We start from the raw sequence: 11,673 nt of genomic DNA, 5'->3' as shown, positions 1-11,673 counted from the left end.
CCCCGGGCGGGGGCCGGACGCGGGTACGCGTCCGGCTCCCGCCCGGCCGGGTGCCCCCGTGGAAGAGTCAGCTTCCACCGCTCGCCGAAGTTATAACGCAGAGGTTATTAGTGAGCTATAGTGCCAGGATGGGCGAGTGGGAGGTGAGCCTCACCGACGAGGTGGAGGATTGGCTCCTCCGCCTGAGCAAGGAGGACCCCGACTCGGCGCACCAGGTCGCCGCCGCTATCGACATCCTCGCCGCAGAAGGACCTGCCCTGGGACGCCCCCTCGTGGATCGGGTCAGGGGCTCCGACTACAAGAACATGAAGGAGCTCCGCCCAGGTTCGGCAGGGCAGACCGAAATCCGGATTCTCTTCGCCTTCGACCCCATGCGGGAAGCCATTCTGTTGGTCGCAGGTGACAAAGCCGGCAACTGGAAGGGTTGGTACGAAACCAGCATTCTCGAAGCCGACCGGAGATTCACCCAACACCTGCGCGAGTTGAAGGAGCAGCCTGATGGCAACTAGTTGGCGTGATGTCCGGTCCCGGATGAATCTCGACGAGAGCAGGGTCGCCGCGCACCAGGAGCAGATGCGTACCGAGGTGCGCGCCTATCGGCTCAGGGAGATGCGTGAGCGCCGCGGGCTGACCCAGCAGGAGGTCGCGGCCCTCATGGACGTATCGCAGCCGCGGGTGGCCGCGATCGAAAAGGGCGAGCTGCCCGCTACCGAGGTATCCACCATCGAGCGGTACGTCTCCGCGCTCGGCGGCAAGCTGGAGATCGTCGCGGAGTTCGACGGAGAGCGGCTCGCCCTGAGCTAGCCGCCACCGGCACTGCGGGCCGGGGCAACCGGACTCCGCCAGGTCACCGACGCCGGAGGCCGGCGACGAGGAGGGCGACCATGCGGCGGGCGTCGTAGCCGGGCATCCGGCCCGCTCCGGCGCAGAGGTTGCCGACGGCGAAGAGCAGCTCCTGCGGGCCGGGGCCGGGCTGGATCTCGCCGGCCTCGGCGGCGGCGTCGAGCAGCTGGGCGCAGGCGGGGACGAGCCGGTCGAGGAAGTACCCGTGCAGGGTCTCGAAGGTGGCGGCGTCGGACTGGAGCGCCCCGGCCAGGCCGTGCTTGGTGACCAGGAAGTCGACGAACAGGTCGATCCAGGCGGCCAGGGCGGCGTGCGGCGTACCGCTGGTGGCGAGCAGGGCCGGCGCGGCCTCGACGCACGCCTGCACCTGGTGCCGGTAGACGGCGACGACGAGGTCGGCCCGGGTCGGGAAGTGACGGTAGATCGTCCCCACGCCGACGCCGGCCCGCGCGGCGATGTCGCGGACGGGGGCGTCGACCCCGACGGTGCGGAACGCCTCGGCGGCGGCCTCCAGCAGGGTGGCCTCGTTGCGTCGGGCGTCGGCCCGCTTGCGGGGGGACGGCGACGCCGGTGCCCCCTCGGATTCCCTCACCACGCCCGCACCTCCGACCACCCTTGGCAAACGGAACAGCGCTCCGTATATTTCAGAGCGGAACAGCGTTCCGCTTGGCTCATGATGCCAGAGCCGGAGGGCGACCACCAGCCAGCCACCCCGTGGAGGACAGCCATGCAGTACCGCACCCTCGGCCGCACCGGTGTGCAGGTCAGCACCCTCGTGCTCGGCGCGATGAACTTCGGCGCCCTCGGCCGGACCGGCCCGGACGAGGCCACCGCGATCGTGCACGCCGCCCTGGACGCCGGCGTCAACCTGATCGACACCGCCGACCGCTACAGCCAGGGCGAGTCGGAGGAACTGGTCGGCCGGGCCATCGTCGGCCGCCGCGACGACGTCGTGCTGGCCACCAAGGCGAGCATGCCGATGGGCGACGAGCGCAACCACCGGGGCGGCTCCCGCCGCTGGCTGTACACCGCGCTGGACGACAGCCTGCGCCGGCTCGGCGTCGACCACGTCGACCTCTACCAGATCCACCGGTGGGATCCGAGCACCAGCGACGAGGAGACCCTCTCCGCGCTGACCGACCTCCAGCGGGCCGGCAAGATCCGCTACTTCGGCTCCTCGACGTTCCCGGCGTACCGGATCGTGCAGGCCGAGTGGACCGCCCGGGAGCGGCACCTGAGCCGGTACGTCACCGAGCAGCCCAGCTACTCGATCCTGCAACGCGGCATCGAGACGCACGTGCTGCCGGTCACCGAGCAGTACGGGCTCGGTGTGCTCGCCTGGAGCCCGCTCGCCTCGGGCTGGCTGTCGGGCGCGGTCCGCGCGGGCCGGGAGATCACCACCCACCGCGCCGACGTCCTGCCGCAGCGCTTCGACCTCACGGTGGACGCCAACCGTGCCCGGCTCGACGCCGTCGAGCAGTTGACCAAGGTCGCCGACGGGGCCGGGCTGACCCTGATCCAGCTCGCGCTCGGGTTCGTCACCGCGCATCCCGCCGTGACCAGCGCGATCATCGGCCCGCGCACGATGGACCACCTGCACAGCCAGCTCGCCGCCGCCGACACCGTGCTCACCGCCGACGTGCTCGACGCCATCGACGCGATCGTCGCCCCCGGTGTCGACCTCGCCCCGGACGAGAAGCACGACACCCCGCCGGCCCTGCTCGACCCGGCACTACGCCGCCGCTGAGCGCCCACCCGTTCCCGACCCACCGGCGGCGGGGGCTCCCCGAGCCGGCTACCGGGTGGGCTGGGCGGCCAGCGGGAAGGTGACACCGGTCAGCTGCTCGGAGACCGTCCACAGGCGGCGGGCGACGGCCTCGTCGCGGGCGGCCTTCGACCGGCCGACGAGCTTCGGCGCACCGCGCCCCTCGAAGAGACCGCCCGGCCCGGCGTAGCTGCCGCCGGGGACGTCGGCCACCGCGGCGTAGAGGGTGGGCAGCGCGCCGTCCGCCTCGCTCTGCGCGAAGCGGTGGAGGAGGGTCATCTGGAGCCGGTTCCACAGGGAGCGCTGCTGGTCGAGGTGCCCGAGCAGGTTGGTGGAGGCCAGGCCGGGATGGGCGGCGGTCGCCCGCACCGGCGAGCCGACCTCGGTGAGGCGGCGCTGCAACTCGGCGGTGAACAGCAGGTTCGCCAGCTTGGACTGGGCGTACGCGGGGAACGCCCGGTAGGGCCGGCGCTCCCAGTTGGGGTCGGCGAAGTCGATCTTCCCGCCCCGGTGCGCGCCGGAGGCGACGGTCACCACCCTTCCCCGTACCTGCGGCAGCAGCAGGTTGGTGAGCGCGAAGTGGCCGAGGTGGTTGGTGCCGAACTGGAGTTCGAACCCGTCGGCGGTGCGGCCGAGCGGCGGGATCATCAGCCCGGCGTTGTTGATCAGCAGGTCGATCGGCCCGGTGCAGTCCTGCGCGAACGCGCGCACCGAGGCGAGGTCGGCCAGGTCGAGCCGCCGCACTTCGACGTCGCCGGTCATGGTCGCGGCGGCGGCAGCGCCCTTGGCGAGGTCACGGACGGCGAGCACGACGTGGGCGCCCCGGGCGGCGAGCACCTGGGCGGCGATCCGGCCGATACCGCTGTTCGCGCCGGTGACGACGACGGTACGGCCGGTCATGTCGGGAACCTGGGCGGTCGTGAATGTTGTCATGGCCAACAATGTATACGGCGACAACAATGTTGGCAACGGCGACATTTTTTCGACTACGATGACCGGTGTGCCCACGTACCACCACGGAAACCTGCGCTCGACGCTGCTCGCGGCAGCCGAGAACAGCCTGCGCCAGCACGGCGTGGGCCAGCTCTCGTTGCGCGAACTGGCCCGGGAGGTCGGCGTCAGCCACGCCGCGCCACGCCGGCACTTCGCCGACCGGCAGGCGCTGCTGGACGCCCTCGCCGAGGCCGGGTTCGCCCGGCTGCACGCCGAGCTGCACGCGGCGCTCGCCGCCGCCGGCCCGGACTTCGGGCCGCGCCTGCACGCCATGGCCACGGCCTACCTGCGGTTCGCCACCGAGGACGCCGCGCTGCTGGAGCTGATGTTCGCCGGCAAGCACCGCGAGGGGGCCGACCATCTCGTCGCCGCCGCTGCCGCGCCGCTCGGCCTGATGCACGACCTGATCGTCGAGGGGCAGGAGCAGGGGGTGCTGGAGGCCGGCCCACCGGATCGCCCCGGGATCGTGCTGTTCGCCACGTTGCAGGGCATCGCCACCCTGGTCAACGGCAACCTGGTCGCGCCGGAACTGCTCGACGGGATCACCCGGGACGCCGTCGACCAGTTCCTCCGGGGAGCCCGCCCCCGCTGACCGCACGGCCGCCCCACCCCGCTCCGCGCCACCCGGTGGTTCCGGTCACCCGTGACGATCCCGTCGTCCCCCGGCCATACACTCCACAAGCGACGGACCGTCCCCCCTGACAACTGTCGGCTTCTCGACTTTCGTTGTGCCTGCTCGCCTGCTGGGTAATGTGGCGATCAATCCCCTCCCCCGACATCGGTCGACACGTCGACGGCACGGCTCTCCCGGTCGGTGCCACCACCCGCATTGCGGGCCGGATCACCCGACGGCGGCGGGACGGAGCGGGTGCCGGCACGGGGAGGTTCGGTTGACAACTGGTCTGGTGCTCGACGACAGCGGTTTCGAGATCCTGGTCGCCGGGGAGCGGGTCGGGCCGCGCCGGCCGCTGACCGCAGAGGACGCCACCCTGCTGGGTGACCTGGGCAGCCGGTACGCGCAGGCCGTCCAGGCCGGTGCCGACGACGACGTGCTGACCGGGCTGGGCCGCACGCTCTACGGCTGGCTGGACGGCGAGCAGGGGCAGCTGACCGACCTGCTGCGCCGGGCGTCGACCCCGCTGACCTTCGAGGTGCAGGGTCCGCGTACGCCGTCCGATCGACAGTGGACGGTGCTGCGGGCACCGTTCGAGCTGTTGGCCCGCCCCGACGGCGGTTTCCTCGCGGCGGACGCCCTGCTGCGCTTCGGCGTCGTCCGGCGGCTGGGCGCACCCGGGGTCAGGCCGGCTCTCGACGCGTACCGGCTGGGGTTGGGGTTCATGGCGGCGGCCCCGCGCGGGCAGCACGAACTCGACTTCGAGGCCGAGGAGGCGGCGATCCTGCGCGCGGTGGGCGAGGCCCGGCTCGACCTGATGGTCGAGGACACCGGCGACCCGGCGCAGTTGGCGCACCGGCTGGCCGACCTGGACGGGCTGCCCGTGCTGCACCTGTCCTGCCACGGGCTGAACACCTGGCGTCCCCAGCCGGACCGGCCGGGCGTGCCGGCGCTGATGCTGGAGGACGAGCTGGGCGACGTACGCCCCACCACCGCCACCGAGCTGGTCGGGCTGCTGACCACGATGCCCCGACTGGTGTTCGTCTCGGCCTGCCTCACCGCGACCGCCGCCGACGCCACCGGCCAGCTTCCCCCCGGACCGGGCCGGCGGGGCGGACCGGACACGCCGGCAGCCGGCGCTGAGCTGGTGGCGCACTCGCTGGCCACCGCCCTGGTGTCGGCGGGGGTGCCGGCGGTGCTCGGCTGGGACGGCTCGGTCGGGGACCGGTCGGCCACCTTCTTCGCCGAGACACTCTACGGGCGGCTGGGTGACCGGGCCGATCTCGCGGTGGCCGTCGGCGACGCCCGCCGGGCGCTGCTGGCGTCGACGAAGCCGCTGCTGCGGGCCGACTGGCACCTGGCCCGGCTGTGGCTGGGGCCGACCGGGGGCGGGCCGGTGGCGGCGGGCACCCGGCGGCGGTCGCTGGTCTCCGCCGTACGCGGGACCAAGAAGTTCCTGGACCGTAAGCAGCACGTGCCGGTGGCGCGGGCGGACATGTTCGTCGGCCGGCGGCCGGAGTTGCAGCAGTCGTTGCGGGCGCTGCGGTCCGGCGACCGGGCCGGCGTGCTGCTGCACGGGCAGGGCCGGCTGGGCAAGTCGAGCCTGGCCGCCCGGATCGTCGACCGCTTCCCGGACCGGGCCGTCGGGGTGGTCTTCGGCGACTACGGCGCGCTGGCGGTGCTGGACGCGGTCGCCGACGCGGTACGCGCCAACCCGCAGGCCCGGGACCTGATCGCCCGGCGGCTGCCGGAGGTACGCGCCCGGCCCGAGGCGCTGGAGACGGTGCTGATCGACCTGCTGACCGGCCCGTGTGCCCAGACCGGCGAGGGTCAGAGCCCACTGCTGCTGATCATCGACGACCTGGAGCAGATCCTCCACCCCGATCCGGCCGGACCACACCGGGTGGTCGCCGAGTCCGCGCCGGTGCTGGCGGCGGTGCTGCGGGCGTTCGACCCCGCCGAGACCGACAGCCGCCTGGTACTCACCAGCCGCTTCCTGTTCACCCTCGGCGGGCTGGAATCCCGGCTCGCCCCGGTGCAGTTGCGCCCGCTGTCCGAGGTGGCCCAGGGCAAGCTGCACTGGCGTCAGCAGGCACTCGTCCCGCCCGACCGGCAGGCCGAACGGGCCACCCTGGCCCGGCGGGCGATCCGGGTGAGCCGGGGCAACCCCGGGCTCCAGGATCTCGTCGTGCTGCGACTGGTCTACAGCGGGCAGGTGCCGCCGGAGCGGTCCGAGGCGGCGGTCGCCGGGATGGAGGAATACCTCCGGCAGGGTGACCTGCCCCCGGACGCCGACGTGCGGCCGTTCCTGGAGAACCTGGCCCTGGACGAGCTGCTGGCGCAGGCCGGGCCGTCCCACGTCGCCCTGCTGCGGGCGGTCACCCTCTTTGACCTGCCGGTGCCGGTGCCGGTGGTCGACGCACTGGCCGGCGAGGTCGGCGGGTCGACGGACCGGTTGCGCGGGCTCGGCCTGCTGGACACCTTCCCCGACCGGTACGACCCGCAACGTCAGGCGGTCGCCGTCAACGCGCTGGCCGCCGGCCGGGTCGCGCCACTCACCGATGAGGAACGCGCCGAGTTGGCCGCGCTGACGGTGGAACCGCTCTTCACCGCATGGGGTGGCCGGGTATCCGGGAGACGAGTTGACTCAGCACTGGATCTGCAACTGACCCGCCTGGCCCTGACCGCCGACACGTCGGCTGCCGTCGTCGAGGCCTGCGGAGCCGGGGCGGTACGGGAGCTGCGCGCCGGCCATGCCGGGGATGCCTTCCGGCTCGGTGATGAGGCCGTCGCCCTCCTCGATCGGCATCGTGCCGCTGTACCGACCCACTTGCTCCTCGATGTTGCCGATGCTGCGGTGACTAGCGGCGACGGCGACACCGCAGAGGAACTGTTCGGCCGGGCTGCGCGGCAAGCACAGGACGGCAAGCCCCTCGAACAGGGCCGAGTCATCGCCGAACAGGCGGCCTTCCTGACAAAACGCGGGCAACCAGATAGGGCTGAGCACCTGCTATGGCATGCCCAACGCCTCTTCACCAAAGCAGGATCGGAGCGGGAGGCAACTATCTGCCACGGCAGAATAGCCGACATATTCCAACAACGCGGCGATTACAATGAAGCACTCCGCATACGAAATGACATCGAGTTACCCGTCTACCAACGCCTCGGCGACACCCGAGAAATCGCCATCACTCAGGGCAAAATTGCCGAGATCCTCCGACAACGCGGCGACTACGACGGAGCACTCCACATACGACGCAACATCGAACTACCCGTCTACGAACGCCTCGGCGACACCCGAGAGGCCGCAATATGCCACGGCGAAATCGCCGAAATCCTGTACCTACGCGGCGAATTCGACGAAGCACTCCGCATACGAAATGACATCGAGTTACCCGTCTACCAACGCCTCGGCGACACCCGAGCAACGGCCATCTGCCAGGGCAATATCGCCGACATCCTTCAACAACGCGGCGACTACGACGGAGCACTCCACATACGACGCAACATCGAACTACCCGTCTACCAACGCCTCGGCGACACCCGAGAAACCGCCCTCACTCAAGGCAAAATTGCCGACATCCTCCACCAACGCGGCGACCACGACGAAGCCAGGGAGTTACACCTACAACGGTGGGAGATACACAAAAGCCACGGCGAACTCGACGCTATCGCCTCGGCCAGATGGGGCCTGGGGCAGATCGATTGGGCACAGCAGAAGTATCAATCAGCCGCCGACCACTTAGAGGAGTCTTTTCGCATCCTGCGCTACCTTCAACGGGCTGACGGGATCGCGGTCGTAGGGTTGACATTTGGCCGACTGCTAGCGGCCACGGGTCAGCAGGAGAACGCCCGTCAATCGTTGGAGATAAGCCTGAATGCTGCGGAGAAGATCGGCGCAACAGACCTGATTAAGCAGATCAATGAAGCGCTGAGAGATCTATCCCGCGAGAGGTAGATGATGGCGCCTTAGTGCCGCGCCCTTCGTCTCCACTAGAGCAGTGGAGTTAATCAAGTGCCCCTTTGCCGAGGAGCCGGACAGAGGGGAAAGATCGTCCGGGTGGCTGTTCAGCCGGGCCGCGAAGGATGGAGAGGAAGTTCCGCCAGGACTGGCGGGAGAACGCCAGCACCGGGCCGGCGAAGTCCTTGCTGTCCCGCACTCCCACCATGGCGGACCCGTTGTCGGCAACCTCCACACAGTTACCCTGAGGACTGCTGCGACTGCTCTTGCGCCAGAGGGCGTCGTCGAAATCAACCATGATCCTTCTCCTTGATCTCTCTAAGGAATATCCGCCAGGACTGCGCGGAAAACACCAGCGCAGGACCGGCCGTATCCTTACTGTCCCGCACTCCCACCCCGACAGCCAGACCGTCGGCGACCTCTACACAGGCCCCCTCGGCGCTGTGCGTGCTCTTGCGCCAGCAAGCACCAACTGGATCATTCATCATAGGTCTCCTTGATCACGCGCCCGATGAGATCCTCGGACTCACGCTCGTCGAGGGCAAGCGCCGAGAGCGCCTGCCAGGCTTCGGAGTATGTTTCCAACTCGTTCGGACGGTCCAGGTAGAGGCTGCCGGTAAGGGACTCGCTGTAGACGGTGGAGGGTTCGGCAGGGCGGGTGCCGAGGGCCGGGAAATCCAGAATGATGAAGGCGTTCGCGACGAAGACCATGTGCGGACCGGCCGACTGCGGGACGATGCGAACCGACACGTTAGGCGCTTGGGCGGCGTTCACGAGATGCGCGAGCTGCCTGCGCCACGCCTCCACGTCGGCGATGGGTCGACGGAGGACCGCCTCGTCGATGATGGCCTCGAAGGTCGGAGCGACGGGGCGGCGTCGAGACAGCAGACGCTGCCGCTCCAGCCGAAGGGACACCTTCCGCGCCACTTCCTGGGGGGCACACCCTGGCTTGCTCTCGAACACCGCCGCCATGTACTCCGGAGATTGCAGCAGGCCCGGGATCAGCATCGTCTCGTAGTGGCGGATCCGGCGTGCTGCTGCTTCCAGCCCCACGTACAGCTCGAACCATGCAGGGATGACCTCCCCGTAGGCGTGCCACCATCCCTTGCTCTTACTCTCCCGTGCGAGACTGACCAGCACCTCGGTCAGCTCGGTCGATGTGCCGTAGTGCTGGCACATGAGGGTGACATCGTGGGTGCGCAGCGAGGTCTGGCCGCCTTCCAACCGGTACATCTTGGCACGCGACCACTCGAGGGCTTCGGCTGCGGCCTCAAGGTTGATGCCGGCCTCCTCCCGTGCCTGCCGCAGTAGCCGACCGAGCTGCCTGCGGGGAACCGACGATCCGTCGCTCACGTACCGCTTCCCGTCTCACCACTGTGCGTCATCTGTCTCATCTGGAACAGACTGGCGGGCCGGACGAGGCATCGTCAATATTTTTCGTCGAATTTCTCGATGAGACGTTGCACTTCGATCCGCATCCAGCACATCGTGGCTGGCAGAGCGGCCTGTCGACGAGCAATGGAGGGTGGCAGATGGCCCGATGGAAATGGTTCCAGCGTAAGGATCATCCGGTCGACATGGTGGGTCGGTCGAGCGTCGCGCAGAAGACCGACACCGCCGGCCCGCCGGGTGGGAATTGCGCGACGGCCCGACCGGCGTGGAACAGCCCGACGGTGATCTTCGCGCGGGATCTGCCGTTGCTGACCCCGGCCGCGCAGTGGCGGGCGCGCAATGCCGTCCGGGGGCACCGGCGATGAGGCCGACCCCGCCAGAATGCGCCGTCGATCGGGGCACCGGCCGTGGTTGAGGGGCGGCCCGAACCGCCGTTCCGCGTGCTGATGGCCGGTTACGTGGTCGACTTCCACCACCGCGACGCCTGCCCCCGCTGCCTGCCCGACGGCTCCTGCCGCCGCCTCGCCGCAGCCGCCGAGACGCTCCGCGTCTGGCGCGACCGCCCCGACCGGCAACCCCGCGAACCCGCCACCCGCGAACAGGACGGAACGACCGACCGACCCGCACAGACCAACCAGCACGCCCGGACCGACCGACCCACACAGATCGAGCGGGGTACGCCGTGAAGCCCGGCGACCTGCTGCTGATCACCCGGGCGGCCAGCGTGCAGTTCATCCGTCCGATCCGGTGCCGGCTGATCCGGATCGACGACCGGCCGACGTACGACGGGTGGGTCTGGCTCGACGTCTACCAGCTCGACGCCCGGGACCGGGCGGTGGCCCGGCGGAGCATCTTCGTGCAGCGCGCCGGGATACGGCAGGGCGAGCCGGCACGTCAACCCGCGCAGCGCGGCACCGTCCGCCCGCGCGCCTGCACGACGGGACGCAACCGCATTCCGCCCGGGGCCTGACCATTACCCGGCCCGGAGCACCCGTTAATGGCACGACAGTGCCCTGGCCGTCGGCCAGGGCACTGTCGGGGGAGGGAATTACGCGGGAGAGCCGGCTTCCGCGAAGTCGTAGAGGCTCTTGATGTCGTCGTCGTAGTACGGGCCGTCGAATTGCCCGTTGCCCGGGTTGTCGCCGTGGCTGACGGTGCTGTTGATGTATCCGGCACCGATCGTGTCGTTGTATTCCTGCAACCAGGGACCGCCGCTGGATCCGTAGGTCATGTTGCAGTACATCCGGATCTGCTGGCCGCCCGCGTCCCAGGTCGTGCCCTGGCAGTACTGCTGGCTCTCGCCGCCGCCGAGGTTGGACGGGTAGCCGAGGGCGGTGACCGCGACGGAGTAGCCCCAGTTCCAGCGCAGCCCGTTGCCGCCGACGGTGTCGACGACCTTGGCGTTGTAGATGCCGCCGTTGGACATCACGGCGATGCCCATGTCCTCGGCGTAGCTCGACGAGCTGGCCCACGCGCCCCGGGTGGAGAGGCTGTAGGCCACGAAGGTGCCGAACGGCCGGACGCCGTTGCGGTACCGGGGGACGAACTGCCAGTTGCTGTACCAGCCACCGCCGGCACCCTGGTGGACGCAGTGGCCGGCGGTCACCACCAGCCGCCGCTTGGTGCTGGCGACGGTGCTGGCCGAGCAGGAGGCGGTGCCGCCGCCGGGCACGGTGAAGTAGACCTTGCCCACGGTCACCGCCTCGTTCAGCATCGTCCGGGGGCCGCTGGCGACGCTCGGGGCCACCGGAGCGACCGTGCCGGCCGGGCCGTCGGGCCTCGGCGCGCGGCTCGACGACGTGGTGGCGCGGGCCGACTTCGGGAAGTCCAGGTCGACGGCGGACGCCATGCGTTCCGGCGTCCAGAAGTCCATGACCTCCTTGGCGATCTTCTCGTTGGTGATCGCCCGCCCGTCCAGGGTACGGGCTATCGCGGTGATGTTTCCTTTCTGGTCGACCGAAGTGGAATTCGCCTCGGCTGCCGGCGCACCGGTCAGAATGAGAGTGAATGCGGCTCCGGCACTCACCGACCAACGCAGAGCGGATTTCAAGAGGACCTCCCTATGCCCCTTGCGCCTATCTGGACTCGGGAAGCATATTGAGGGTC

Annotated in this window: 13 protein-coding genes and 1 pseudogene; 8 read left to right on the top strand and 6 right to left on the bottom strand. The window is 69.9% G+C overall.

All coding sequences use genetic code 11. The annotated features are described in order from the left end of the window. Nucleotides 1-128: 128 nt before the first annotated feature. Together O7612_RS08055 and O7612_RS08050 are read left to right on the top strand one after the other, a co-directional pair. Entirely contained in the window at nt 129-509 is a 381-nt protein-coding gene (locus O7612_RS08055; protein ID WP_282271862.1) for a type II toxin-antitoxin system RelE/ParE family toxin, read from the top strand. Continuing rightward, nucleotides 499-804 (top strand): helix-turn-helix domain-containing protein, encoded by a 306-nt coding sequence (locus O7612_RS08050; protein ID WP_067305424.1) that lies wholly within the window; start codon nt 499-501, stop codon nt 802-804. Before O7612_RS08055 ends, O7612_RS08050 begins: the two co-directional genes overlap by 11 nt. Nucleotides 805-847: 43 nt before the next feature. Here O7612_RS08050 and O7612_RS08045 read toward each other — a convergent pair whose 3' ends face one another. Further along, nucleotides 848-1,435, bottom strand: a complete 588-nt coding sequence (locus O7612_RS08045; protein ID WP_282273836.1) for a TetR/AcrR family transcriptional regulator — start codon at nt 1,433-1,435, stop codon at nt 848-850. Nucleotides 1,436-1,570: 135 nt separating this feature from the next. On the opposite strand from O7612_RS08045, the gene O7612_RS08040 reads away from it, so the two are divergent. Beyond that, the gene (locus O7612_RS08040) at nt 1,571-2,590 is read left to right on the top strand and encodes an aldo/keto reductase (protein WP_282271859.1); all 1,020 of its coding nucleotides are present in this window, start codon (nt 1,571-1,573) and stop codon (nt 2,588-2,590) included. A 48-nt stretch (nt 2,591-2,638) separates the two neighbouring features. Here the strand turns inward: O7612_RS08040 and O7612_RS08035 are convergent, their stop codons facing one another. Next, nucleotides 2,639-3,541 (bottom strand): oxidoreductase, encoded by a 903-nt coding sequence (locus tag O7612_RS08035; RefSeq protein WP_282271857.1) that lies wholly within the window; start codon nt 3,539-3,541, stop codon nt 2,639-2,641. A 67-nt stretch (nt 3,542-3,608) separates the two neighbouring features. On the opposite strand from O7612_RS08035, the gene O7612_RS08030 reads away from it, so the two are divergent. Together O7612_RS08030 and O7612_RS08025 are read left to right on the top strand one after the other, a co-directional pair. Next, nucleotides 3,609-4,193: a TetR/AcrR family transcriptional regulator gene (locus O7612_RS08030; RefSeq protein WP_231932754.1), complete on the top strand. Its 585-nt coding sequence runs from the start codon at nt 3,609-3,611 to the stop codon at nt 4,191-4,193. Between the two features lie 298 nt (nt 4,194-4,491). Then, nucleotides 4,492-8,172, top strand: a complete 3,681-nt coding sequence (locus tag O7612_RS08025; RefSeq protein WP_282271851.1) for a tetratricopeptide repeat protein — start codon at nt 4,492-4,494, stop codon at nt 8,170-8,172. A gap of 130 nt (nt 8,173-8,302) precedes the next feature. On the opposite strand, the pseudogene O7612_RS08020 reads toward O7612_RS08025, so the two are convergent. From O7612_RS08020 to O7612_RS08010, 3 genes and pseudogenes are all read right to left on the bottom strand, one after another. Continuing rightward, a pseudogene (locus tag O7612_RS08020) lies at nt 8,303-8,473 on the bottom strand (DUF397 domain-containing protein); the annotation flags it as partial. Then, entirely contained in the window at nt 8,466-8,660 is a 195-nt protein-coding gene (locus O7612_RS08015) for a DUF397 domain-containing protein (RefSeq protein ID WP_282271850.1), read from the bottom strand. The pseudogene O7612_RS08020 and the gene O7612_RS08015, both read right to left, overlap by 8 nt. Next, nucleotides 8,653-9,528 carry a helix-turn-helix transcriptional regulator gene (locus tag O7612_RS08010; protein ID WP_282271849.1) on the bottom strand — a complete coding sequence of 292 codons (876 nt, stop codon included), beginning with the start codon at nt 9,526-9,528 and terminating at the stop codon, nt 8,653-8,655. Before O7612_RS08010 ends, O7612_RS08015 begins: the two co-directional genes overlap by 8 nt. Nucleotides 9,529-9,551: 23 nt before the next feature. On the opposite strand from O7612_RS08010, the gene O7612_RS08005 reads away from it, so the two are divergent. From O7612_RS08005 to O7612_RS07995, 3 genes are read left to right on the top strand one after another with little or no spacing between them, the layout of a single operon-like run. Beyond that, complete coding sequence (locus O7612_RS08005) at nt 9,552-9,932, top strand: hypothetical protein (RefSeq protein ID WP_282271848.1); 381 nt, start codon at nt 9,552-9,554, stop codon at nt 9,930-9,932. A 42-nt stretch (nt 9,933-9,974) separates the two neighbouring features. Then, complete coding sequence (locus tag O7612_RS08000) at nt 9,975-10,253, top strand: hypothetical protein (protein ID WP_282271847.1); 279 nt, start codon at nt 9,975-9,977, stop codon at nt 10,251-10,253. Then, nucleotides 10,250-10,537: a hypothetical protein gene (locus O7612_RS07995; RefSeq protein WP_282271846.1), complete on the top strand. Its 288-nt coding sequence runs from the start codon at nt 10,250-10,252 to the stop codon at nt 10,535-10,537. Before O7612_RS08000 ends, O7612_RS07995 begins: the two co-directional genes overlap by 4 nt. A 78-nt stretch (nt 10,538-10,615) precedes the next feature. On the opposite strand, the gene O7612_RS07990 is transcribed toward O7612_RS07995, so the two are convergent. Beyond that, nucleotides 10,616-11,593 (bottom strand): hypothetical protein, encoded by a 978-nt coding sequence (locus tag O7612_RS07990; protein WP_282271844.1) that lies wholly within the window; start codon nt 11,591-11,593, stop codon nt 10,616-10,618. Between the last annotated feature and the right edge of the window lie 80 nt (nt 11,594-11,673).

This window comes from Micromonospora sp. WMMD987 (assembly GCF_029581435.1).
GTDB classification, from domain to species: domain Bacteria; phylum Actinomycetota; class Actinomycetes; order Mycobacteriales; family Micromonosporaceae; genus Micromonospora; species Micromonospora rifamycinica.
Note: the sequence above shows the minus strand (reverse complement) of the source record. Positions and strands in the feature narration are given on the sequence as shown.

Excerpts from the sequence above, each read along its gene's own strand:
- O7612_RS08055 (WP_282271862.1), top strand. The coding sequence starts at position 129 with ATGGGCGAGTGGGAGGTGAGCCTCACCGACGAGGTGGAGGATTGGCTC.
- O7612_RS08050 (WP_067305424.1), top strand. The coding sequence starts at position 499 with ATGGCAACTAGTTGGCGTGATGTCCGGTCCCGGATGAATCTCGACGAG.
- O7612_RS08040 (WP_282271859.1), top strand. The coding sequence starts at position 1,571 with ATGCAGTACCGCACCCTCGGCCGCACCGGTGTGCAGGTCAGCACCCTC.
- O7612_RS08035 (WP_282271857.1), bottom strand. The coding sequence starts at position 3,541 with ATGACAACATTCACGACCGCCCAGGTTCCCGACATGACCGGCCGTACC.
- O7612_RS08015 (WP_282271850.1), bottom strand. The coding sequence starts at position 8,660 with ATGAATGATCCAGTTGGTGCTTGCTGGCGCAAGAGCACGCACAGCGCC.